This is a genomic window from Nanhaiella sioensis (genome assembly GCF_046557775.1).
In the GTDB taxonomy this organism is placed as follows: Bacteria; Bacillota; Bacilli; order Bacillales; family SM2101; genus Nanhaiella; species Nanhaiella sioensis.
Window position 1 is genome coordinate 1,810,223 of record NZ_JBKAEG010000001.1, and the last position, 24,437, is coordinate 1,834,659.

General features: G+C 39.6%; 19 protein-coding genes, 14 tRNA genes and 3 rRNA genes. 2 read left to right on the forward strand and 34 right to left on the reverse strand.

Annotated elements, in window-relative coordinates; genetic code table 11:
* Nucleotides 1-3 precede the first annotated feature (3 nt).
* The 5 genes from V1503_RS08310 to moaC form a co-directional block, all read right to left on the reverse strand.
* Nucleotides 4-738 (reverse strand): DUF2161 domain-containing phosphodiesterase, encoded by a 735-nt coding sequence (locus tag V1503_RS08310; protein WP_410626227.1) that lies wholly within the window; start codon nucleotides 736-738, stop codon nucleotides 4-6.
* Between the two features lie 173 nt (nucleotides 739-911).
* Nucleotides 912-1,664 (reverse strand): twin-arginine translocase subunit TatC, encoded by a 753-nt coding sequence (tatC, locus tag V1503_RS08315; RefSeq protein WP_410626229.1) that lies wholly within the window; start codon nucleotides 1,662-1,664, stop codon nucleotides 912-914.
* 17 nt (nucleotides 1,665-1,681) lie between these two features.
* Entirely contained in the window at nucleotides 1,682-1,861 is a 180-nt protein-coding gene (locus V1503_RS08320; protein ID WP_214484454.1) for a twin-arginine translocase TatA/TatE family subunit, read from the reverse strand.
* A gap of 95 nt (nucleotides 1,862-1,956) precedes the next feature.
* Nucleotides 1,957-2,595, reverse strand: coding sequence for a redox-sensing transcriptional repressor Rex (locus tag V1503_RS08325; RefSeq protein WP_214484453.1), 639 nt, complete (start codon nucleotides 2,593-2,595; stop codon nucleotides 1,957-1,959).
* Between the two features lie 32 nt (nucleotides 2,596-2,627).
* On the reverse strand, nucleotides 2,628-3,113 hold the full coding sequence (gene moaC / locus V1503_RS08330) for a cyclic pyranopterin monophosphate synthase MoaC (protein WP_214484452.1): 486 nt from the start codon (nucleotides 3,111-3,113) through the stop codon (nucleotides 2,628-2,630).
* A 586-nt stretch (nucleotides 3,114-3,699) separates the two neighbouring features.
* Between moaC and V1503_RS08335 the strand changes: the two genes are divergently transcribed.
* Nucleotides 3,700-5,631 (forward strand): ABC-F family ATP-binding cassette domain-containing protein, encoded by a 1,932-nt coding sequence (locus tag V1503_RS08335; protein WP_410626231.1) that lies wholly within the window; start codon nucleotides 3,700-3,702, stop codon nucleotides 5,629-5,631.
* A gap of 1,068 nt (nucleotides 5,632-6,699) precedes the next feature.
* Here V1503_RS08335 and tsaD read toward each other — a convergent pair.
* The 23 genes from tsaD to V1503_RS08450 form a co-directional block, all read right to left on the reverse strand.
* A complete protein-coding gene (gene tsaD / locus V1503_RS08340; RefSeq protein WP_410626233.1) occupies nucleotides 6,700-7,722 on the reverse strand; it encodes a tRNA (adenosine(37)-N6)-threonylcarbamoyltransferase complex transferase subunit TsaD in 1,023 nt (340 codons plus the stop codon).
* Nucleotides 7,722-8,171: a ribosomal protein S18-alanine N-acetyltransferase gene (gene rimI, locus V1503_RS08345; RefSeq protein ID WP_410626235.1), complete on the reverse strand. Its 450-nt coding sequence runs from the start codon at nucleotides 8,169-8,171 to the stop codon at nucleotides 7,722-7,724. The genes tsaD and rimI overlap by 1 nt, the downstream gene beginning before the upstream one ends.
* A complete protein-coding gene (gene tsaB, locus V1503_RS08350; RefSeq protein ID WP_410626237.1) occupies nucleotides 8,149-8,877 on the reverse strand; it encodes a tRNA (adenosine(37)-N6)-threonylcarbamoyltransferase complex dimerization subunit type 1 TsaB in 729 nt (242 codons plus the stop codon). The genes rimI and tsaB overlap by 23 nt, the downstream gene beginning before the upstream one ends.
* A complete protein-coding gene (tsaE, locus tag V1503_RS08355) occupies nucleotides 8,874-9,332 on the reverse strand; it encodes a tRNA (adenosine(37)-N6)-threonylcarbamoyltransferase complex ATPase subunit type 1 TsaE (RefSeq protein ID WP_410626239.1) in 459 nt (152 codons plus the stop codon). The genes tsaB and tsaE overlap by 4 nt, the downstream gene beginning before the upstream one ends.
* 12 nt (nucleotides 9,333-9,344) lie before the next feature.
* The gene (thiL, locus tag V1503_RS08360; RefSeq protein WP_410626241.1) at nucleotides 9,345-10,337 is read right to left on the reverse strand and encodes a thiamine-phosphate kinase; all 993 of its coding nucleotides are present in this window, start codon (nucleotides 10,335-10,337) and stop codon (nucleotides 9,345-9,347) included.
* A gap of 323 nt (nucleotides 10,338-10,660) precedes the next feature.
* Nucleotides 10,661-10,736, reverse strand: a tRNA-Asp gene (locus V1503_RS08365).
* 12 nt (nucleotides 10,737-10,748) lie between these two features.
* Nucleotides 10,749-10,825, reverse strand: a tRNA-Met gene (locus tag V1503_RS08370).
* A 19-nt stretch (nucleotides 10,826-10,844) separates the two neighbouring features.
* Nucleotides 10,845-10,960 (reverse strand): 5S ribosomal RNA (gene rrf / locus V1503_RS08375).
* Nucleotides 10,961-11,043: 83 nt separating this feature from the next.
* Nucleotides 11,044-13,974 (reverse strand): 23S ribosomal RNA (locus V1503_RS08380).
* Nucleotides 13,975-14,329: 355 nt separating this feature from the next.
* Nucleotides 14,330-15,880 (reverse strand): 16S ribosomal RNA (locus V1503_RS08385).
* The 16S, 23S and 5S rRNA genes sit together here with 14 tRNA genes alongside, the layout of an rRNA operon.
* A gap of 150 nt (nucleotides 15,881-16,030) precedes the next feature.
* Nucleotides 16,031-16,104 (reverse strand) — tRNA-Gly (locus tag V1503_RS08390).
* An 18-nt stretch (nucleotides 16,105-16,122) separates the two neighbouring features.
* A tRNA-Pro gene (locus tag V1503_RS08395) sits at nucleotides 16,123-16,199 on the reverse strand.
* 38 nt (nucleotides 16,200-16,237) lie between these two features.
* Nucleotides 16,238-16,314, reverse strand: a tRNA-Arg gene (locus V1503_RS08400).
* 60 nt (nucleotides 16,315-16,374) lie between these two features.
* Nucleotides 16,375-16,460 (reverse strand) — tRNA-Leu (locus V1503_RS08405).
* A 17-nt stretch (nucleotides 16,461-16,477) separates the two neighbouring features.
* Nucleotides 16,478-16,563 (reverse strand) — tRNA-Leu (locus V1503_RS08410).
* 7 nt (nucleotides 16,564-16,570) lie between these two features.
* Nucleotides 16,571-16,646, reverse strand: a tRNA-Lys gene (locus V1503_RS08415).
* Nucleotides 16,647-16,815: 169 nt separating this feature from the next.
* Nucleotides 16,816-16,890, reverse strand: a tRNA-Gln gene (locus V1503_RS08420).
* 97 nt (nucleotides 16,891-16,987) lie between these two features.
* A tRNA-Asp gene (locus V1503_RS08425) sits at nucleotides 16,988-17,063 on the reverse strand.
* A 16-nt stretch (nucleotides 17,064-17,079) separates the two neighbouring features.
* Nucleotides 17,080-17,155: transfer RNA gene (locus tag V1503_RS08430), tRNA-Val, on the reverse strand.
* A gap of 102 nt (nucleotides 17,156-17,257) precedes the next feature.
* Nucleotides 17,258-17,329: transfer RNA gene (locus tag V1503_RS08435), tRNA-Glu, on the reverse strand.
* Between the two features lie 17 nt (nucleotides 17,330-17,346).
* Nucleotides 17,347-17,437, reverse strand: a tRNA-Ser gene (locus tag V1503_RS08440).
* A gap of 2 nt (nucleotides 17,438-17,439) precedes the next feature.
* Nucleotides 17,440-17,514, reverse strand: a tRNA-Asn gene (locus tag V1503_RS08445).
* Between the two features lie 111 nt (nucleotides 17,515-17,625).
* A complete protein-coding gene (locus V1503_RS08450) occupies nucleotides 17,626-18,084 on the reverse strand; it encodes a SprT family protein (RefSeq protein ID WP_320259391.1) in 459 nt (152 codons plus the stop codon).
* Nucleotides 18,085-18,379: 295 nt separating this feature from the next.
* On the opposite strand from V1503_RS08450, the gene cmpA reads away from it, so the two are divergent.
* Nucleotides 18,380-18,493 (forward strand): cortex morphogenetic protein CmpA, encoded by a 114-nt coding sequence (gene cmpA, locus V1503_RS08455; RefSeq protein WP_214484441.1) that lies wholly within the window; start codon nucleotides 18,380-18,382, stop codon nucleotides 18,491-18,493.
* 19 nt (nucleotides 18,494-18,512) lie between these two features.
* Here the strand turns inward: cmpA and V1503_RS08460 are convergent, their stop codons facing one another.
* The 6 genes from V1503_RS08460 to acpS all read right to left on the reverse strand — a co-directional run bounded on the left by V1503_RS08460 (nucleotide 18,513) and on the right by acpS (nucleotide 24,415).
* Nucleotides 18,513-20,678 (reverse strand): Tex family protein, encoded by a 2,166-nt coding sequence (locus V1503_RS08460; protein WP_410629413.1) that lies wholly within the window; start codon nucleotides 20,676-20,678, stop codon nucleotides 18,513-18,515.
* Nucleotides 20,679-20,842: 164 nt separating this feature from the next.
* Nucleotides 20,843-21,193 (reverse strand): type II toxin-antitoxin system endoribonuclease NdoA, encoded by a 351-nt coding sequence (ndoA, locus tag V1503_RS08465; protein WP_214484440.1) that lies wholly within the window; start codon nucleotides 21,191-21,193, stop codon nucleotides 20,843-20,845.
* Between the two features lie 4 nt (nucleotides 21,194-21,197).
* Nucleotides 21,198-21,479 (reverse strand): CopG family ribbon-helix-helix protein, encoded by a 282-nt coding sequence (locus V1503_RS08470; protein WP_214484439.1) that lies wholly within the window; start codon nucleotides 21,477-21,479, stop codon nucleotides 21,198-21,200.
* A gap of 179 nt (nucleotides 21,480-21,658) precedes the next feature.
* Entirely contained in the window at nucleotides 21,659-22,807 is a 1,149-nt protein-coding gene (alr, locus tag V1503_RS08475) for an alanine racemase (protein WP_410626245.1), read from the reverse strand.
* Nucleotides 22,808-22,930: 123 nt separating this feature from the next.
* Nucleotides 22,931-23,944, reverse strand: coding sequence for a LolA family protein (locus tag V1503_RS08480; protein ID WP_410626247.1), 1,014 nt, complete (start codon nucleotides 23,942-23,944; stop codon nucleotides 22,931-22,933).
* Between the two features lie 108 nt (nucleotides 23,945-24,052).
* Entirely contained in the window at nucleotides 24,053-24,415 is a 363-nt protein-coding gene (acpS, locus tag V1503_RS08485; RefSeq protein ID WP_214484436.1) for a holo-ACP synthase, read from the reverse strand.
* Between the last annotated feature and the right edge of the window lie 22 nt (nucleotides 24,416-24,437).

The following is a 24,437-nucleotide window of genomic DNA, read 5'->3' on the forward strand; positions in this document are numbered from 1 at the left end:
GTATTAACCAAGCTTATGTGCTATTAATTCATCGTAATAGTGAACAAGTTGTGGATATGAAATTAGCTCATTCTTGCCTTTATCACTAAGTGTATAAGTTCCTCTTCGAACCCTTTCAAACCAGCCGTAATAATTTTTATTAAGAATGGATACAGTTTTGTCACCCGTTCCCATCTCGCGAAGATCACTTGTTGATAACTGGCCGAAACATTCGAGACAACAGGCAATATGAATACAGTTTTCTTTGTACGCCGTCATAATTTTTTGATTCTTGCTCCCACCAACATTATGGTTACGATGCCTTCCTTGCATTTCAGTTAAAAGTAAATCTCTTTTTTTCTTGCTTCTTTGCATACTTTTTTTCCGATCAAAGTCAGCTGGAGCTATAATAATATCTACCTGTGCAATACCATTTTTGAAAGTTACAATCATAAGGCCTAATTCTAACCTTCTGACCAAATAACAAATATCCTGCCATTTTTTAGAACGCAAAGAATATGTAGGTCTCGGGATAGCAATGAACACCTGATCGGATAAACGCTGCCTTTTAGTAGCTTGTATTAACAGCTTTATACTTATATTAAGCTTAAGCTCCACGATAACTAGCTCATCGTCTTTTATAGCTGCTATATCACAATGATTGACTTCTCCATATACTTCATAGCCCTGTTCTGTAAAATGCTCTTGAATAGGTTTATATAAATCAACCTCATACAATTTTGTTGTTTTATTGCTCATTAACATCATTACTTTCTTCATTTATTCAATGCTTAAATATTAGTTAATCATACGACCTTTATATTTAATAAATTCACATAACACCTGCTAGATTTACTATATAAAAAAAGTGAGCCTCTACAATTTGTAAAAACTCACTTTGATTACCTTTATTATGATTTATGGTATGGTTGTTACTCATTTTCAGCCATGAGTTCCTGTTCTAGTTTTTCCACTTTGCGAAAGGTTATTTTTGAGATAAAGATACTTATTTCATATAGAATAAATAAAGGTATCGTCACCATCAGATGTGAAATGAGCTCTGGTGGCGTAATAAATGCTGCTATAACTAGTAAAACAAAATATGCGTACTTTCTTATTTTCGCTAAAAACATAGGCGAGACTATGCCAAGTCTAGTTAAAAACATCACAACGACAGGAAGCTGAAACAATATTCCAAATGGAATAGTGATTTTGAATAGAAATTGGAAATATTCATTTATCCCAATAACTTGATTAACCGTTAGGCGTTCAGATATCCTCGTCATAAACTCAATAACAAATGGAAATAGAATAAAATAGGAAAACGAAACCCCACCTAAAAATAGTAACACTGATATTGGTATATAACTTAAAGTGATTTTCCGCTCTTTTTCATATAGGCCTGGGCTAATAAACGCCCAAAGCTGGTATAAAATAACTGGTGCAGTAATTACAAAAGCTATAATAAAAGCAAATTGCATATAAATTTTTATTGGATCAGTTAAGGAAAATGCATTCATCGTCAGCTCTTTTGCTTCATCAGCCTGTTGTAAATAGACAATGATTGGCTCAGCCAAAAAAAAGCTTCCAATTGTAGCCACAACAAAGAAAACGGCTGCGATAATTAGACGCTTCCTTAGCTCTCCTATATGATCGTATACAGACATTTCTTTACTATCATTCATACTTTCTCATCCTAATGTTACTTCTTTTTATTATTTTCATTTGCAATGTCTTGTGCCGCTCTCTTAAATTCTCTAAGTGTTTCTCCAGCAGCTTTTCCTAATTGAGGAAGCTTATTTGGACCAAAGATAACGAGTGCGATCACTAAAATTAATATAAGACTTCCAATTCCTATGTTAATTGGTCTCACCTCCATCATAAATTACAAATAATTTTCCTGATCTATCATTATAAAGCATATATTGTTTTTATAACTCGGTGATCATGTAAACGACCATAATGCCAATATAGCTACTATTCAGTTGGGTAGTTTTTAAGGAAATAAACTAAAGATTGTAATTCAACTGCTAAATCAATGTGATGAATCCTAATATGGTCAGGTACATTAATTCGAGCTGGCGTAAAATTCAAAATACCCTTAATACCTGTTTCTACTAAACGGTCAGTCATCCCTTGCGCAACTGGTGCAGGTACAGTTAAGATGGCGACACTTACATCCTTGGTAATATATTTTTCTAAGTCATCCATATGATAAATAGGAACATCTCCAACTGTAGTGCCAATTTTTTGCTCATCAACATCAAATGCAAGTTCAATTTTCATATTATTATTTTTAATAAAGTTGTAATTTAAAAATGCAGTACCTAAATTCCCAACCCCGATTAACACCACTTTTGTTAGTTCATCTTGATCAAGTGTTTGTCGAAAAAACGTTAATAAGTAATTAACATTATAACCATATCCTTTTTTACCTAAAGCACCAAAATACGAAAAATCTCTACGTATTGTTGCAGAATCTACTTTTACAGCCTCGCTTAATTCAGCAGATGATACGCGCTGCTTACCTGCAGCATGAAGATTTTTGATGAAACGATAATACAATGGTAAACGCTTTGCAGTAGCTTGTGGAATTTTTGTTTGTTCGTTATTCACTTCTATTCCCCCACATTCAAACAGCTATTCATTCACTGCTCTCTAATAAAGTCTCCGTTCTTTCCACCAGTCTTCTCTAATAAATAAGTTGGACCAATAACCATACCTTTATCAACTGCTTTACACATATCATAAACAGTTAGGGCACACGTACTAGCAGCAGTTAGAGCTTCCATTTCAACACCTGTACTACCTTTAGTTTTAACTTCTACGATAATAATAAGCTTGTATAATTGCTTTTTTTCTTCCCATGTAAACGTGATATCGACACCCTTTAAACTAATTGGGTGACACATTGGGATAATATCTGCTGTTTTTTTTGCAGCCATAATACCAGCCACTTGAGCTACAGCTAACACATCCCCTTTTTTTATTTTTGAATGAATAATCTGTTCATAAATTTCTTGATTAACTGAGATACTTGATCTCGCTATAGCAGTTCTAAATGTTTCGCCCTTTTCAGAAATATCAACCATCTTTGCTCTACCTTGATCATTAAAATGTGTAAATGAAGACACTTGCTTTTCACCTCTCAATATGACTATACTACACTATTTTTACAATCCTGTCGTTACTTTAACAAGGCGTGAAAACTATATGTACATCCAAGGCCATTTCTATCACCTTTTGAGTACATGGCTTTTTTCATAAATGGTGAATTGTAACGAATAATTTAGCCCATTGTCATAGTTTTAATGATGAGAAGCTGCAACAAACGATATAATAATTCGTATTTGTGTCTCAATACATGGCTGCTGTTTTCGCATTAATTGTTGATTTTCGTTCTAAGAAATAAATACGTATAAACTTAGCGGTTGTAGGCACCTTTTCTCATTATAAATGAGGTCAATTGCATAAGTTCATTTTATGCTGTCCTAAATTATTCACAATAGCAACAAAGTTTACGAAAAGAGCCTATAACGTCTACAACCTAAGTTTAATATGACTTCCGTAAGAAAGCGCATACAAAATAAGCTAAACTATTATTAAAAATATGCATTTCACAAGCCTTTGATAAGTAAACATTGGAATCCAGTGAAAGAATATTGCTCATTTCATACATTTTAAGATACACTAAAACTATTATAACAGAGGTGAACTAACATGATAGTGTTACAAGTGAATCAGCTCACAAAATATTTTGGATCTGACCTTATTTTATCGAATATAAAGCTAGAAGTACAATTGAAAGATAGGATTGCTGTCGTTGGCCGTAACGGCGCTGGAAAATCAACTTTATTGAAAATAATAGCAGGTTATATGTCTCATGATAGCGGAAGCGTCATGAAACCGAAAGACATTTCTATTGGATATTTAGCACAACATAGTGGCTTAGATTCAGACTTATCTATTTGGGAAGAAATGTTAACCGTGTTTGAACCGTTAAAAAAAATGGAGATAGACTTACGTGAACTGGAAGAGAAAATGTCCAATCAAAGCCTAATGTCAAACAAGGCAGATTACGACAAACTATTAAAAGAGTATGATCATTTACAAATTCAATATAAAGAACAAGGTGGCTATCAATATGAAGCTGATGTACGAGCTGTTCTACATGGACTCCAGTTTTCAAGCTTCAATTATTCGACACCTATATCATCATTAAGTGGTGGTCAAAAAACGAGGCTTGCTTTAGGGAAGCTATTATTATCAAAGCCTAATTTATTAATACTAGATGAGCCGACTAACCACCTTGACATTGATACACTCACTTGGTTAGAGCAATATTTACTCGGCTATCCAGGAGCTATTCTCATCGTATCTCATGACCGTTATTTCCTTGATAAAGTCGTTACACAAGTATACGAAATTTCTCGAACTAATTCAGCAAAATTCATTGGTAATTATAGTGATTATTTAAAGAAGAAAGCAGAAAATTATGAACACGATTTAAAGCTTTATGAAAAGCAGCAAGGTGAAATTGCTAAGCTTAAGGATTTCGTTCAACGAAACTTAGCACGAGCTTCAACAACAAAGCGAGCACAGAGTAGAAGAAAACAACTAGAAAAAATGACATTTCTAGAGAAGCCTGCTGGAGATGAAAAATCAGCTTCGTTCCACTTCGACATCGAACGTCAAAGTGGAAATGAAGTTTTGAAAGCCAATGACATTTCTGTTTCATATGAAAACAACAAGCCTATTATCCAACATATCAATTTTCAAATCATGAAAAGTGACAGTGTAGCTTTGGTAGGTCCAAATGGTATTGGGAAATCAACCTTACTCAAGGCAGCGATTAATAAGATACAAGCCCTACAAGGAGAATTTTCCTTTGGTTCAAATGTTAAAGTTGGCTACTATGACCAAGAACAAGCAAATCTTAGTTCTAATAAAAGTGTTCTTAATGAGCTGTGGGATGAGTATCCATCAAAACCGGAGAAGGATATAAGGACAGTGTTAGGCAACTTTTTATTTTCAGGTGATGATGTGTTAAAGCCGGTATCAACACTTAGTGGCGGCCAAAAGGCACGACTTGCGTTAGCAAAGCTTATGTTACAAAAAGCTAATCTGTTAATTTTGGACGAGCCTACCAACCATTTAGACTTGGATAGTAAAGAAGTTCTAGAAAATGCATTGATTGACTACCCTGGTACAATTCTATTCGTCTCCCACGACCGCTATTTTATTAACCGACTAGCGACGAAAGTGTATGAGCTTGCTCCAAACGGTATTACTGAATATTTGGGAGACTATGATTATTTCATATCAAAGAAAGCAGAGATTGAAGAAATCAAGCTGTTAAATGAACAAAAAGTGGTCAATCCTTCAATCAAGGAAGATAAAACACAGACAAAGCTGACTTATGAACAAGACAAGGAAATGAAGAAATTACAGCGTCAGAGAAAAAGAAAAATTGAAGAACTAGAAATGGAGATATCAAAACTCGAACAAAAAATAGATGAAAATGAAACTCTATTATGTGACCCAACTATCTTTCAAGATCACGAAAAAGTGGCCTTGATTAATGAAGAAAACTCACAGTACCAGGAGCAACTAGAACAATTAATGACCGAATGGGAAACACTCCATGTTTAGAAGAAAAGCGCAAGCGTCTTGTTCATCCCTAACAAGCACTGGAGGCATTTTCTGTGAAGGTGCTTTTTGCCTTCATGGAAAATGGCGAAGTGACTAGAGGGGATAGGCGCTGGAGCTGAACATGAAGAAAAGCGGAGACGACTGTTTTGCCTCGACAAGCGTTGGAACTACAATCCTAGAAGGTGCTTTTTACCTTTTAGGATTGTAGTGAAACGACCTCGAGAGGCTAGGAGACGGATCTGGACATGAAGAAAAGCGCAAGCGCCTTGTTCATCCCTGACAAGCACTGGAGGCATTTTCTGTGAAGGTGCTTTTTGCCTTCATGGAAAATGGCGAAGTGACTCGAGGGGATAGGCGCTGGAGCTGGACATGAAGAAAAGTGGAGACGACTGTTTTGCCTCGACAAGCGTTGGAACTACAATCCTAGAAGGTGCTTTTTACCTTTTAGGATTGTAGTGAAACGACCTCGAGAGGCTAGGAGACGGAGCTGGACAATAGAAAAGCGCAAGCGCCTTGTTCATCCCTGACAAGCACTGGAGGCATTTTCTGTGAAGGTGCTTTTGCCTTCATGGAAAATGGCGAAGTGACTAGAGGGGATAAGCGCTGGAGCTGGACATGAAGAAAGGCGGAGACGACTACTTTTACTCAACAAGCACTGGAGCCATTGGATTTGAAAGCGTTTTTTGCGTTGGAATGCAATGTGAAGTGAACACGAGAGGCTTATAAGACAGAACAAAAGCGCAAACGCCATGTTCATCCCCAATAAGCGCTAGAATCATTGCAAAAAAGATGTCTTTTACACTTCATGTGAATTGTAGTTTTCTCTTCCACATAGTTATCCACAAACAATTCATTGTAGTGTATGTTATACACCGACTTTTACACATTATCCACAGTTTTTATCAAAGTTATCCACTTATTCACTTGCTTCAAAAGTGCTTTTAAACTAGCTTTTGTTACTAATTTTCCACAATAGTATTTTTTCTGTGGATAAAGTTGTGGAAAAAGACCGTATTCTCAGGAAGAATCACGGTCTTTCATAACATTGTTATGTTATTATTCATTATACTATTGCTCAATATCAAGGCCAGGGTTCCCATTTAAAGCCATGTCCGAACGCTTTCCTTGTTTATATAAAACACTACCTGCTGCTGCAATCATTGCTGCATTATCTGTACATAGAGATAGCGGAGGAATAATTAATTCTATATCATCCTTTGAGGAAAATTTTTCTTTAAGAGCAGCTCTTAGCCCTTGATTGGCAGCTACACCACCAGCTAATAATACTTGTTGGACATTATACTTATCAACAGCTAACATCGTTTTTGTGACTAATACATCTATTACGCTTGCTTGAAAGCTTGCTGCGATATCTTTTGTTGCTAAATCCTCACCACGTTGCTTCGCATTATGTAACGTATTTATCACTGCAGATTTCAATCCACTAAAACTGAAATCAAAAGATCCTTCTTCAAGCCAAGCTCGAGGGAGCTTAATCGTGGCTTCTCCTTCATGAGCTAGTCGGTCAATGTGAGGACCACCTGGGTATGGTAGTCCCAATGTTCTTGCAACTTTATCATAAGCTTCACCTACAGCATCATCACGTGTCTCTCCAATTACTTTAAATGATCCGTGTTTTTCCATATATACTAATTCAGTATGCCCACCTGAAACAACCAACGAAATAAGTGGGAATTTCATTTCAGATACTAGTTGATTTGCATAAATATGTCCAGCTATATGGTGAACCCCAATGATAGGAATGTTGTGAGCAAGAGCAATGGCTTTGGCAGCATTGACACCAACTAACAAGGCACCGACCAACCCTGGGCCTTCAGTGACAGCTATTGCATCGATCTCATTATAAGAAATTTGCGCCTGTTTTAGTGCTTCTTCAAGCACAATGGTAATTTGCTCTACATGATGTCTAGAGGCTATTTCTGGTACAACTCCTCCAAAACGCTGATGACTTTCAATTTGAGATGCTACAACATTCGCTAATATCTCACATCCATTTTTTATGATCGCTACCGCTGTTTCATCGCAGCTTGTTTCGATTGCTAAAATAATTTGATTCTGTAATTGTTCCATTATATATTCACCCACATTATTAATGCATCCTCTTGATTATCTGTATAGTAATTCTTCCTAATTCCCCCATCATTAAATCCTAATTTGCGATAAAGCGATTGGGCAATTATATTTGTTACCCGTACCTCTAATGTCATCGTCTTTGCCCCAAGTGCTTTTGCAAAGTCCACCAGTTGTTTTAGCATAGCTTCACCTAGTTTCCTGCCACGATATTCTGGTAACAAAGCTACATTCGTAATATGAGCTTCGTCTATTATAATCCATGCCCCACAATATCCAATAACTAGCCCGTTTTCTTCCGCTACGATATAATGGGCGTATTTGTTATTATTAATTTCACTTAAAAAGATGTCCTTACTCCAAGGAGTAGCAAAAGATGCCTCCTCCACCTTCAGTACATTTTCAATATCCTCAACATTCATTAACCTAAACAATGTTGTTGTTTCCATTTGCAGCTCCACTTTCTTTTTTCTGTGCTTCTAACCACTTTGCTTCTGCCTCAGCAAGGCGAATATAATTCGGTGAAAACTGATGAATATCCTCATTTTCCCTATACATTCCTAGCCATGCTAATTCAGCTGGTCTTGGATTGTTTAAACTCTCAGCTGCAAACACTGCTTTGTCCTTAAGCTCACTGATCATTACTTCTTTATGTAGCTCAAGGTCATTACCTAATAATAATATTGGTTTATCGAGTGATGATAATGATTTAGCCCAGTCAGATGAGAGGACATTTTGATCTTGTTTTACTTGCTGCAATCCATCAGCTTTATATGAATACAATCCCGTATAAATTTGTCCCCGCCTTGCATCGAATAGTGGTGAAATATATCCAGGAAAAAAACGCCCATTTGATGCGAGTACTTCGAGACTTGATACGCCTGAGAGTGGAATTTCTAATGACCATGCCAATGTTTTTGCAATTGTAACACCGATTCTTACACCAGTATAAGAGCCTGGTCCTTTTGCAACAATTATTTTCGATAGTTCCTTTGTTGAAATGTTACAGTCCTTCAATAATGATTCAATAGCAGGCATGACACGAATCGAATGATTCTTTTTTACATTTGTAATTATTTCTCCAATAACCTTACTTTCATCTACAAGAGCAATACCCATCACATCATTTGAAGAATCAATTGCTAATACTGTCATTTGCTTATAATCTCCTTACATACTTGTTCATAATGTACGCCAATAGGTTCTAGCATAAGCTTCCGTTTACATTCACTTATGTGATTAATTCTCACTATTAGCCGTTCTGCTGGTAACTGATCAGCAATTAAATGAGCCCACTCTACAACTGTGATTCCATTTCCTTCGAAATATTCTTGAAATCCAAGATCTTCAGACCCATTTTCTAGTCGATATACGTCCATATGATAAAGAGGTACTTTACCTTGATACTCCTTAATGATTGTGAAAGTAGGACTATTTACATTTCTTGTAATCCCTAGTCCTTTCGCCAAACCTTTAGTAAATGTTGTTTTGCCAGCACCTAAATCACCTTCTAGTACAATCACATCACCCTGGTGCAAATGATTAGCTAGCTTGTATGCAATTTTCATTGTTTGTTCAGCAGAATCAGTTATAATTTCATAAGTTTTCATCTTCTTCACCTATCAATTGTTAAAATGGTTATATCCCTTTTTTTCTATCGTTTTAACTTTCCCATCATTTGTTTGTAGTAATACTTCTGAAGGTCCAGATTTCACTTGCCCAATGGCTGTTACCTTATAATTATGTTTAAGACATTCTTTCTCAAAATGGTTCCAGTCACTCTGCGGCAATGTACCTATGAGTTCGTAATCCTCTCCTCCATACAGAGCTTTTATTATAGCTTCGTTACTACAAACATCATATATTTGTTTACTGAAAGGAATTTGACCTTCTTCAAGATATATTGAAACATTACTAGCTTCGGCAATTTCATTTGCTTCACTAGCCAACCCATCACTAATATCATTTAACGCTACCCTATTATAACATGTCAACAAACGGCCAATCTCCACTCGAGGATAAGGCATTTGATGTTTGTTTACTAAATTTTTTTCAGTTAATTGATAAGAATATTTTATCCCCTTAGCTAATAACAACTGTAACCCTGCAGAAGAATCACCTAACGTTCCTGTAACAAACACGATATCACCATCCTTGGCATTACTTCTAAAAAGTTTTTTTCCTTTTTCAACTTCACCAATGACAGTTACCGATATAACTAGTGGACCATTTGTAGATACAGTATCTCCACCAATCATATCCATATCATAATTTCTAGCTAAATCGTTCATTCCTGCATAAATGACAAGAATATCTTCTTCAGTCCAATGCTTAGGTATAGCGATGGATATTAAATAATAGAGAGGGATCCCCCCCATTGCTGCCACGTCACTTATATTAGCTGCTAAAGCTTTAAAGCCAATATGATAGGGCTTCATGGTACTTCGCTTAAAATGGACTTCTTCTACCATCGTATCAATACATATTATTTGATCAAACTTATCCTGAGGTGATACTAATGCTGCATCATCACCAATACCCATTATTAAAGATGATTGGTTTACAACCTGTGGTTTAATTTTGTTTATTAATGAAAATTCATCAATTACACTCATAAAATACCACTCCATCATGTTTATATAATAAATTTAATTTAATAAATTTGTTAACTTAGATATTTGTTCGTAAGCCTCTATTTGTTAAAATATCACGAACTCTAGTCAATACTTGTCAATACTTATTTATTTCTTAACATGAAAAGACAACAATATTTCTTTATAATCATTATTTCTTTTTTATTACTAAATTAGAACAGCTAGTTGGGGTTTTATAGGATTTCATACTTATATGTAATATTTAAAGATGAACTACACATTTAATGTCAAGTTTACCAATACAAAAAAACGAAACATCTAGTTTCGTTTGAGTTATTTATATATGGCGGTCCCGACGGGAATCGAACCCGCGATCTCCTGCGTGACAGGCAGGCATGTTAACCGCTACACCACGGGACCATATATTTTCTTTGGTTGCGGGGACAGGATTTGAACCTGCGACCTTCGGGTTATGAGCCCGACGAGCTACCAGACTGCTCCACCCCGCGATAATAAGAATATAATTAAGCCTGGCAACGTCCTACTCTCACAGGGGGAAACCCCCAACTACCATCGGCGCTGAAGAGCTTAACTTCCGTGTTCGGTATGGGAACGGGTGTGACCTCTTCGCCATCGCCACCAGACATAATATATAGGAATAAGTTAATATTCCTTCAAAACTAGATAATAGACATTCATTGAACAAAGCTTGCTCTGCATTTCTAACTTGGTTAAGTCCTCGATCTATTAGTATCTGTCAGCTCCACGTGTCACCACGCTTCCACCTCAGACCTATCAACCTCGTCATCTTCGAGGGATCTTACTAGCTTACGCTATGGGAAATCTCATCTTGAGGGGGGCTTCATGCTTAGATGCTTTCAGCACTTATCCCTTCCACACATAGCTACCCAGCTATGCCCTTGGCAGGACAACTGGTACACCAGCGGTGTGTCCATCCCGGTCCTCTCGTACTAAGGACAGCTCCTCTCAAATTTCCTACGCCCACGACGGATAGGGACCGAACTGTCTCACGACGTTCTGAACCCAGCTCGCGTACCGCTTTAATGGGCGAACAGCCCAACCCTTGGGACCGACTACAGCCCCAGGATGCGATGAGCCGACATCGAGGTGCCAAACCTCCCCGTCGATGTGGACTCTTGGGGGAGATAAGCCTGTTATCCCCGGGGTAGCTTTTATCCGTTGAGCGATGGCCCTTCCATGCGGAACCACCGGATCACTAAGCCCGACTTTCGTCCCTGCTCGACTTGTAGGTCTCGCAGTCAAGCTCCCTTATGCCTTTGCACTCTTCGAATGATTTCCAACCATTCTGAGGGAACCTTTGGGCGCCTCCGTTACTTTTTAGGAGGCGACCGCCCCAGTCAAACTGCCCACCTGACACTGTCTCCCGAAGCGATTAGCTCCGTAGGTTAGAATTTCAATACAGCCAGGGTAGTATCCCACCGACGCCTCCACCGAAGCTAGCGCTCCGGTTTCTACGGCTCCTACCTATCCTGTACAAGCTGTACCAAAATTCAATATCAGGCTACAGTAAAGCTCCACGGGGTCTTTCCGTCCTGTCGCGGGTAACCTGCATCTTCACAGGTACTATAATTTCACCGAGTCTCTCGTTGAGACAGTGCCCAGATCGTTACACCTTTCGTGCGGGTCGGAACTTACCCGACAAGGAATTTCGCTACCTTAGGACCGTTATAGTTACGGCCGCCGTTTACTGGGGCTTCGATTCAGAGCTTCTCCTTACGGATAACCCCTCCTCTTAACCTTCCAGCACCGGGCAGGTGTCAGCCCCTATACTTCGCCTTGCGGCTTCGCAGAGACCTGTGTTTTTGCTAAACAGTCGCCTGGGCCTTTTCACTGCGGCTTCTCAGGGCTATTCACCCTAAAAAGCACCCCTTCTCCCGAAGTTACGGGGTCATTTTGCCGAGTTCCTTAACGAGAGTTCTCTCGCTCACCTTAGGATTCTCTCCTCGCCTACCTGTGTCGGTTTGCGGTACGGGCACCTCTCACCTCGCTAGAGGCTTTTCTTGGCAGTGTGGAATCAGGAACTTCGGTACTATATTTCCCTCGCCATCACAGCTCAGCCTTTATGACAAGCGGATTTACCTACTTGTCAGCCTAACTGCTTGGACGCACATATCCAACAGTGCGCTTACCCTATCCTTCTGCGTCCCCCCATTGCTCAAATGGTGAGGAGGTGGTACAGGAATCTCAACCTGTTGTCCATCGCCTACGCCTTTCGGCCTCGGCTTAGGTCCCGACTTACCCTGAGCGGACGAGCCTTCCTCAGGAAACCTTAGGCATTCGGTGGAGGGGATTCTCACCCCTCTTTCGCTACTCATACCGGCATTCTCACTTCTAAGCGCTCCACCAGTCCTCTCGGTCTAGCTTCGCTGCACTTAGAACGCTCTCCTACCACTGTCCGTAAGGACAGTCCACAGCTTCGGTGATACGTTTAGCCCCGGTACATTTTCGGCGCAGAGTCACTCGACCAGTGAGCTATTACGCACTCTTTAAATGGTGGCTGCTTCTAAGCCAACATCCTGGTTGTCTATGCAACTCCACATCCTTTTCCACTTAACGTATACTTTGGGACCTTAGCTGGTGGTCTGGGCTGTTTCCCTTTCGACTACGGATCTTATCACTCGCAGTCTGACTCCCAAGTATAAGTCTTTGGCATTCGGAGTTTGACTGAATTCGGTAACCCGTTGGGGGCCCCTAGTCCAATCAGTGCTCTACCTCCAAGACTCTTCACTTGAGGCTAGCCCTAAAGCTATTTCGGAGAGAACCAGCTATCTCCAAGTTCGATTGGCATTTCACCCCTACCCACACCTCATCCCCGCACTTTTCAACGTGCGTGGGTTCGGGCCTCCATTCAGTGTTACCTGAACTTCACCCTGGACATGGGTAGATCACTTGGTTTCGGGTCTACGACCACGTACTATTTCGCCCTATTCAGACTCGCTTTCGCTGCGGCTCCGTCTCTTCAACTTAACCTTGCACGGGATCGTAACTCGCCGGTTCATTCTACAAAAGGCACGCCATCACCCATTAACGGGCTCTGACTACTTGTAGGCACACGGTTTCAGGATCTCTTTCACTCCCCTTCCGGGGTGCTTTTCACCTTTCCCTCACGGTACTGGTTCACTATCGGTCACTAGGGAGTATTTAGCCTTGGGAGATGGTCCTCCCAGCTTCCGACGGGATTTCACGTGTCCCGCCGTACTCAGGATCCACTCTGGAGGGAACGAAGTTTCAACTACAGGGTTGTTACCTTCTTCGACGGACCTTTCCAGATCGCTTCGTCTACTCCGTTCCTTTGTAACTCCGTATAGAGTGTCCTACAACCCCAAGAGGCAAGCCTCTTGGTTTGGGCTTATTCCGTTTCGCTCGCCGCTACTCAGGAAATCGCTTTTGCTTTCTCTTCCTCCGGGTACTTAGATGTTTCAGTTCCCCGGGTCTGCCTTCAATACCCTATGTATTCAGATATTGATACTGCTCCATTACGAACAGTGGGTTTCCCCATTCGGAAATCTCCGGATCGATGCTTACTTACAGCTCCCCGAAGCATTTCGGTGTTAGTCCCGTCCTTCATCGGCTCCTAGTGCCAAGGCATTCACCGTGCGCCCTTTCTAACTTAACCTTAAACAAATGATCAACTTCGAATCTCATCGTCAGCTTCGTTCTTCCACTGCTCATGTATGCAAGATACACTCCGCTGCTCCAGAACTTTGCTTCCTCGACCTTCTCGTTGCTAATTTGCTTTTTTTATTTGACCAACGGTCAAACCGTCATCAAATAATGAAAAAAGATTTTCACTTTCTTCAATGAATGTGTCGTTATTATCTAGTTTTCAAGGAACATCGGTAAAAAATAGCCATCGAATTTCTTCGTCAGCTTGTTGTTTACCTTCTTCATTTTGAGAGAATGTTCTCTCAAAACTAAACAAAAACAAAAGCGTCTTTTTATATGAAGTCTAGCTTCACATATTTCCTTAGAAAGGAGGTGATCCAGCCGCACCTTCCGATACGGCTACCTTGTTACGACTTCACCCCAATCATCTGTCCCACCTTAGGCGGCTGGCTCCTTACGGTTACCCCACCGACTTCGGGTGTTACAAACTCTCGTGGTGTGACGGGCGGTGTGTACAAGGCCCGGGAACGTATTCACCGCGGCATGCTGATCCGCGATTACTAGCGATTCCGGCTTCATGCAGGCGAGTTGCAGCCTGCAATCCGAACTGAGAATGGTTTTATGGGATTCGCTTAACCTCGCGGTTTTGCTGCCCTTTGTACCATCCATTGTAGCACGTGTGTAGCCCAGGTCATAAGGGGCATGATGATTTGACGTCATCCCCACCTTCCTCCGGTTTGTCACCGGCAGTCACCTTAGAGTGCCCAACTTAATGCTGGCAACTAAGATCAAGGGTTGCGCTCGTTGCGGGACTTAACCCAACATCTCACGACACGAGCTGACGACAACCATGCACCACCTGTCACTCTGTCCCCCGAAGGGGAACGCCCTATCTCTAGGGTTGGCAGAGGATGTCAAGACCTGGTAAGGTTCTTCGCGTTGCTTCGAATTAAACCACATGCTCCACCGCTTGTGCGGGCCCCCGTCAATTCCTTTGAGTTTCAACCTTGCGGTCGTACTCCCCAGGCGGAGTGCTTAATGCGTTAGCTGCAGCACTAAAGGGCGGAAACCCTCTAACACTTAGCACTCATCGTTTACGGCGTGGACTACCAGGGTATCTAATCCTGTTCGCTCCCCACGCTTTCGCACCTCAGCGTCAGTTACAGACCAGAGAGTCGCCTTCGCCACTGGTGTTCCTCCACATCTCTACGCATTTCACCGCTACACGTGGAATTCCACTCTCCTCTTCTGCACTCAAGTTCCCCAGTTTCCAATGACCCTCCACGGTTGAGCCGTGGGCTTTCACATCAGACTTAAGGAACCGCCTGCGCGCGCTTTACGCCCAATAATTCCGGACAACGCTTGCCACCTACGTATTACCGCGGCTGCTGGCACGTAGTTAGCCGTGGCTTTCTGGTTAGGTACCGTCAAGGTACCGCCCTATTCGAACGATACTTGTTCTTCCCTAACAACAGAGTTTTACGATCCGAAAACCTTCTTCACTCACGCGGCGTTGCTCCGTCAGACTTTCGTCCATTGCGGAAGATTCCCTACTGCTGCCTCCCGTAGGAGTCTGGGCCGTGTCTCAGTCCCAGTGTGGCCGATCACCCTCTCAGGTCGGCTACGCATCGTCGCCTTGGTGAGCCGTTACCTCACCAACTAGCTAATGCGCCGCGGGCCCATCCGTAAGTGATAGCCGAAGCCATCTTTCAAATAAGAACCATGTGGTTCTTATTGTTATTCGGTATTAGCTCCGGTTTCCCGAAGTTATCCCAATCTTACAGGTAGGTTGCCCACGTGTTACTCACCCGTCCGCCGCTAACCTCCGGGAGCAAGCTCCCTTTGGTTCGCTCGACTTGCATGTATTAGGCACGCCGCCAGCGTTCGTCCTGAGCCAGGATCAAACTCTCCAATAAAGTTTGATTGCTCATTTGTTCAAAAAATTAACGTTGACGCTTTTGCTTTGTTTAGTTTTCAAAGAACATTTTTTGTTGTTATCGCTCAGAGGCGACTTAACTAATATAACATCTCGTTCTTATTGATGTCAATATCTTTTTTGTTTTTTTTGGAGCGGGTGATGAGAATCGAACTCACGACATCAGCTTGGAAGGCTGAGGTTTTACCACTAAACTACACCCGCGTATATATTATTTTAAAATGGTCGGGAAGACAGGATTTGAACCTGCGACCCCATGGTCCCAAACCATGTGCTCTACCAAGCTGAGCTACTTCCCGTATCATGGGATTGGAGTCAAATTTCGATTGAAATTAACTGGCGCGCCCGAAAGGAGTCGAACCCATAACCTTCTGATCCGTAGTCAGACGCTCTATCCAATTGAGCTACGGGCGCTAATTAAATCAGCAACTTTTATATAATAACATCATTCAAATATGATTGCAAGTGTTTTTTTGGTGCGGTCGAGAGGACTCGAACCTCCACGGGGTCTCCCCCACTAGGCCCTCAACCTAGCGCGTCTGCCATTCCGCCACGACCGCATAAAAAAAATAATGATTGGTGCGGGTGAAGGGACTTGAACCCCCACGTCACAAGGACACTAGATCCTAAGTCTAGCGCGTCTGCCAATTCCGCCACACCCGCGTATAAATGGTGAGCCATGGAGGACTCGAACCTCCGACCCTCTGATTAAAAGTCAGATGCTCTACCAACTGAGCTAATGGCTCAAAAACATAAAAAGTAAAACTAAAAGATTTTTCAATTGAAACAAGACACCCAAACCTCTACATGTTTACTCATGATGTATATCGATTTGTGCGCTGTGGTATTGCTCCGATGATTACTCGATCGTGCTCTACCAACTGAGCTAATAGCTCATAATATAAGAAATAAAAATGGCTGGGCTAGCTGGATTCGAACCAGCGCATGACGGAGTCAAAGTCCGTTGCCTTACCGCTTGGCTATAGCCCAATAATAATTAGGTGAATTTTTATGGAACTTTGTAACCAAGTTCTCCATAAATAGTATGCTTAATTCTTAATATTACATACGTAAAACAGTATATAGCTGGCGGTCCCGACGGGAATCGAACCCGCGATCTCCTGCGTGACAGGCAGGCATGTTAACCGCTACACCACGGGACCTAATAATTTATAAAAATGGTGGAGGATGACGGGATCGAACCGCCGACCCCTTGCTTGTAAGGCAAGTGCTCTCCCAGCTGAGCTAATCCTCCATCTGATGGTGGAACTTCACTCATCGTGAGTTAAGAAATGGGAGGCGAGTATTTAATACGCGTTTAGCATATTAAACGTACTCACATCCCATAAATAATATATGACCCGTACGGGATTCGAACCCGTGTTACCGCCGTGAAAGGGCGGTGTCTTAACCACTTGACCAACGGGCCTAAACACATCTGGTCACTGGCGGAGAAGGAGGGATTTGAACCCTCGCGCCGCTTACGCGACCTACACCCTTAGCAGGGGCGCCTCTTCAGCCACTTGAGTACTTCTCCTTTGGCTCCACAGGCAGGATTCGAACCTGCGACCGATCGGTTAACAGCCGATAGCTCTACCACTGAGCTACTGTGGAATAAATGTCAACTCTTCATATTATATTCAGCTATACAATCGTTGTCAAGACTATGATAGGTTATTATCTATTATCTTGCATCAGCGACGCTTTTATAATTTATCACGATTTCTATTTTAAGTCAAGCAATCTGATTCTCCCTTTACATTGACCACAAACATATTTATTCGTATCCATTCTTTTTTTTCGCATATATTGTTTTTTACACTTTATGCATTCATATTTATATTCATATTTCTTATTCTTTGTAGTAGCCTGAATAGGTTTACAGAACCTCGGAGCGTTAACTAATGTAAGAAGCTGTTTGAAATCTCTATCTCTATGCTTATACCCCTTACCTTCAATATGAAGATGATAATGGCATAGTTCATGTTTAATTACATCGATCAAATCACTTATCCCATGTTCTTGATAATACTTTACATTCAATTCAATGTTATGGGATTTTAGCAAATACCTCCCGCCAGTAGTTCGTAGCCTATTATTAAATGCGGCCTTATGTCTAAATGGTTTACCAAATGATAACTGGGATACTTCTTCTACTAATTCCTGAAGTTGACGATCATCCATTACAAGTCCTCCTTATTCTCAGCAATCCAATTACTTAGAAAATGAAACCTAACGAGCTATTATTGCATAAAGTAAATACTACACATACAAATTCGTTTCATCTACAATCCAAACGATTTGCTTGTTGTTTTTTGTAATATAGACTAAACACGAACATAATTTTCGTTCGTCTAAAGACTATAAAAATCATATCATAAACTTTTGTTACTCAAGTCGAAGTAACGAAAAGTAACAATCAATACGAAAACTGCCATTTAATATAAGGAGAAAACATCAAATAAAGGAGGGTATAGTTATGCCAACTTGGTTTAAAAACCAAATACAAAAGGCTTATTATGAAAAAAACTCCTATCAAATTAGGCTTCTTAACCAATGCTGGTTTTTTTACAGAAAAAACACTACTAATTAAATAGCAGTGTTTTATACATTTATTGATTTGCACCTAACATCGTTAAGGAAACTCTTCCTTTTTTCTCATCAACATCATCAACCCAAACTGTTACAACATCACCAACAGCCACAACATCCAGCGGATGCTTAACAAACCGATTACTTAGCTTTGAAATATGAACTAGGCCATCTTGCTTAACTCCAATATCAACAAATGCGCCAAAGTCTACTACATTACGTATTGTCCCTTGCAATTCCATACCTTTTTCTAAATCTTCTAGTTGCAATACGTCTTTCTTTAATAATGGCGTTGGCAAATCATCTCTAGGATCTCTTTCTGGACGTTTAAGGGCTTCAACAATATCCTTCAACGTTAATTTACCAACACTTAATTCTACTGACATCTCATCTATTGATACATTACCCATTGCTTGAATTAATTCACCTGACCCTAATTGGTCAATTGATAATCCAAGCCTTTCAAGTAACAACCTTGTTACTTTATAGCTTTCAGGGTGAATACTCGTCCGATCCAAAGGTGAATCACCATCATTAATACGAAGAAAACCAATACATTGTTCATACGTTTTTGAACCAAGGCGCGGGATGTTCTTCAGCTCAGATCGATTAGTAAATTTCCCACTCCCCTCTCTTTGCTTTACAATATTCTTTGCAACAGTTTTTGATAAACCTGCTACATATTGAAGAAGCGAGGGGGAAGCAGTATTTACATTAACACCTACTTGGTTTACAACTGTTTCTACAATAAAAGTTAAAGAATCGTTCAGCTTTTTCTGGGATACATCATGCTGGTATTGGCCTACACCTACTGATTTAGGGTCTATTTTTACGAGTTCAGCTAAAGGATCCTGCAAACGCCTTGCTATTGAAATTGCACTTCTCTCTTCTACTTGTAATTCTGGAAATTCTTCTCTTGCTAAATCTGAAGCGGAATAAACACTAGCTCCGGCCTCGTTGACAATTAAATAGTATATGTCTGAATTAGTTTCCTTTATGGTCTCGGCGATAAATTGCTCTGTTTCTCTTGACGCAGTACCGTTCCCAATTGCAATCATCTCTACATCGAACTTTGTTAAAATAGAAATGACTTTATCCTTTGCTTCAGTTATTTTTTTAACTGGGGGATGAGGATAGATGACATCAATATGCAACACTTTCCCTGTCTCATCTACAACAGTTAATTTACATCCTGTTCGATATGCAGGGTCAACACCTAACACAACCTTGCCTTTTAACGGAGGTTGTAGTAGCAGATTCCTTAAATTCTCTGAAAAAATATGTATCGCTTGGTCTTCTGCTTTATCAGTAAGCTCTTTGCGGATTTCCCTTTCAATAGAAGGTTGAATTAACCTTTTGTAACTATCCTCAATCGCTTCAGTTACGTATACGTTAACTGAAGAGTCTGATTGCTTTATGACCGAACCTAGCATATAACTTAATATTTGTTCTATCGGTGGCTTAATTGAAATACGCAGAACTTCTTCCTTCTCACCCCTGTTCATAGCGAGTACACGATGGGGAACAATTTTACTAATTAATTCTCCAAACTCATAATACATTTCAAATACATTTTTTTCATCAGCAGCTTCATCTTTTACAGACGATTCAACTCTACCTTTCTGTAATGTTTCTTTACGAATCCATTGCCTAATAGTTGCGTCCTCTGATACCCATTCTGCAATTATATCTTTTGCACCTTGTAATACTTCTTCAACAGATACTAGCTCTTTCTCTTTCGATAAGAATTGTTGCGCATAGTCTTCAACATTCACATTTTTCGGAAAATCCATTATCCACTGCGCGAAAGGCTCTAAACCTTTTTCTTTAGCAATCGTTGCTTTTGTGCGTCTTTTCTGCTTGTATGGACGATACAAATCTTCTACTTGTTGCAACTTTGTCGTCGTTTCTATTTTTCTTTTCAGTTCTTCACTAAGTTTCCCCTGTTCGCTTATTAAGCGCATAACTTCCTCTTTACGCGACTCGAGATTTTGTAAATATGTCCATTTTTCTTGAATAGCTCGAATTTGAACCTCATCCAAAGCATTAGTAAGCTCTTTGCGATATCGTGCAATAAATGGCACCGTATTACCTTCATTCAGCAATGAAATAACATTATTAATTTGTTTAGTTGAAATCTTTAGTTCACTAGCTATAGAATCCACTAATATTGAGTGCTTTTCCATCGTATATTCCACAGTCAATGCAATACCCCCTACAATGATTATAAAATTATAAAAATATTCTAAAATTATTATCTAAAATAAAGTAGAGCTCATCCATATGATAAATACCTAGATAAGAAAATAAAAAAGCCACTAAAGTGTGGCTTTTTTCCATATATGAAAATCTAAAAATCAATTAGTCCTAAACTGATTTGTAAAGCTTCGTCCACTTTATCCATCATCTCTTCATCTAGATGTGTAATCTTATCAGTCAATCTTTGCTTATCGATTGTCCGAACTTGCTCTAACAAAATTACAGAGTCACGTTCAAAATCATACCGCTTTGCATCTATTTCAACATGTGTAGGCAGTTTAGCTTTTTGTATTTGAGCGGTAATAGCAGCTACTATGACAGTTGGACTAAAACGATTGCCTATATCGTTCTGAATGACAAGTACAGGGCGAACGCCCCCTTGCTCAGAGCCAACAACTGGGGATAAATCAGCAAAATACACGTCGCCTCGTTTAACAATCAAACGATTACCCCCCGCTAACTAAGCGTTCTACTGTATGTTCAGCTTCGTATTCAGCTAAAAAGGCTTCTGATGCAATGCTTAAATTTATTTTTGCCATTTCCATATAACCACGTCTCATCGACTCACGTATTTGACGCTGCTTGCGTTCTCGAAGGTACATTTTTGTAGCTTGATAAATAACCTCACTTCGATTACCTTCTTCTTGTTTTACTAGAACATCTAACTCATTTACTAAGTTTTTCGGTAACCTGATTAATATTTCTGTCGTTGCGCTAGATTCAGACACAAACATACACCTCCACCAGTACACTACACATTATCATTCCATTCTAACATTTATCATACCACTAAACACCTTAGATGCAAAGCGTAACTAAGTAAATTCTTATCTATTATCGTCTAGGCAAAGGTATTTTTATTCATAAAGTTTATATTACAATAGCATTTTTTTATAAAATCATCAGCCTACTTCAAGTGATTTACCACTTCAATAACACTGTTATTCCTAATATAGAGCCGTGGAACGCGGTAATTAATCATGCAAGTAATTTCATAATTTATTGTATCTAATTGCTCAGCTATCTCATCTACTTGTATAAAGTTATTAAGCTGTTGACCAATTAATGTTACTTGAGTACCTACTGGCACCTCATTATTTAGCTTTACCATCATTTGGTCCATGCAGATTGTACCAACAATTGGAATTCTTTCTCCGTTAACTAATACCTCATTGTTACGTAGTTTTCGTAACCAGCCATCGGCATAACCAATTGGTACAGTTCCGATCCATTCCTCTTGTTTTGTCGTATAGGTGGCACCATAACTAATGCTATTGCCAGGCGAGACTAGCTTTATATGAGATAAACGACTATGCAAAGAAAAAGCTTCCTTTAATGGAAAAGGTAATTGTGGCTTTATATCTACAGATGGAGTTAGCCCGTACATAGATATACCGAATCTTATTGCATTAAATAGTTGATGTGGGAACCTTAGTGCTGCGGCGCTGTTTGCACAATGAATCATTGAAGGTTTTTCAACAAACCAATCTAACATCTCCTGAAACATACGATATTGCTGTTCAAGATATGTTGTGTTAATTTCATCAGCAGTTGCAAAGTGAGTATATGCACCGTGTAAAACTAGTCGTTTATCATTGTTTACCACGGCTTCGATTGCTTTTATTTCAGCTTCGGTTCTAACCCCTAACCTTCCCATACCGGTATCTAACTTCACATGCAAATGTATTGCTTGATCTTCGTGATAGAACTTAAGAGCTTCATGTAACCATTCTGCTTGAAATATAGTAATAATAACATTAAATTTTACTGCATCTGATAGATCCTCAGGTCTTGTAGCGCCCATTACTAAGATCGGGGCTTGAATACCCTGCTTTCTTAAAAATATCGCTTCATCCATAAAAGCAACAGCTAACATGGTAGCTCCAGCTTCAAGCGCTGTACGTGCAACTTGAGTATAACCATGGCCGTATGCATTTGCTTTTACGACTGCTATAATTTGGACATCATCCGCTATATGATTTCTCATAGCTTGAACATTATCATGGATATGATCCAAATTTATCTCTACCCATGTATCTCTGTGAAAAGTTGACAAAATCAACAAAACCCTTTCTGCTTATATTACCATTAGTATAAATGATTATTAGCTGTATATCTTCCTTTGTCAAGTAAAAGAAAACAGGCCTAGCATGTATTGTAGAGCCTGTTTGGGGTTTTCCTATTTAATTGATTGATACTTAACAGAACTCGCAATCATGATCATTTCTTCCTGAGTTAAATCTTCAGAAGCGAGCATAAAATCAACCCCATTATACGTCCAAGTCAGACTATTATTTGTTAAAGCTCCAATTGTAAAGTCCCCTAAGCTGACAATATCACCATTCATAATCGTTGCAGAACTCATTGCCGGAACATCAAATGCTTGTTCCTGAATCAATGTATAAGATTTCTCTCCACCGTATGTCATAATGATTCGTTTCCCATTTTCTGTTTCAACCGTCACTTCTTCTTGTGGTATCACACCGACGAGTTGATCACTCGGATAGTATACCGGCAAGGATAAGTCAGTCGAACTAACAATTGATAAATCATCTAGTCTCGCAGCAGTCATATTCTTCTTCGTATCAAATGCATCTTCATCAAAACTAGGGTTAAATTCCATCTTCCCAAATTCAATAGTAATTAAAGGCTTATAATCAGGGTCCATCACTTTTACAACTGATGGTGACAAGTCTTTTTTATTTATTGTGATTTCTTGCCTAGGTAGCATTTTATGGTTTTGATAGTTCGTTTTTGTCTCAAATACGTACAATTGATCTTTTGCTTCAAATGTCGCTTCTGTGTCTTGCATAATATCATTGACGATTGATTCATAAAGGTACGGCTGACTACTGTTGTTTGGCCAGTCACTTTGGAATCGATAACTTTTATTTAACGCTGGGGTTAGAACAAATACACCTTCATTATTTCGCAGAATCATTTGACTTTGATCTCTTTCAGTATTTCTTAAATTGACACGGTAATTATCCGGCTTTTGATGCCAAATCTCTACATCATAAACTTGTGGTTCATCTCCAGTTTGAATGGTCATCTTGGCTTCAGTTTTATAACCTTTCATGTCTTCAACCTTCGAGTCTAGTGCGTTTACAACATCTTCTTGTGATTTATTCCCACAACCTACAAGTGCAAGAAGAACACTAAGTACAAAAAACAGCAATACTATCTTCCTCATTTTCCTTCTCAGCCCCTTTGCCTCTTTTCTAAGTAGCTTAGAGCGATGATCATATCCGCTCACCTATCGCTATAAAAATATATGAGACAAAGTATCACAATATGCAGACTAGCTTGACGAGCTTTCAATTATTACTTGAGCTACAGCATATTCTTGACTGTGAGATATCGAAAGATGTATATGATTTTCATCGGAAACTGCGATAATTGGCCTTCCTTGCTCATTTGATGTAATTTCAATATCTAAAAAGCTAATTTCCTTTCCAATTCCCGTGCCTAGAGCTTTTGAATAGGCTTCTTTTGCAGCAAATCTACCACAAAAAAATTCTATTTGTCTCAACCCTTGGAGTTGATTAAAAATTTTTTGTTCATTTTGTGTTAAAATTCTATTTATAAACCTTTCGCCTTGTCTTTCAAGAGTACTGGCTACACGTTTTATTTCAACGATATCAATCCCAATCCCGATAATCATATAAAAACCCTCTCTATGCATA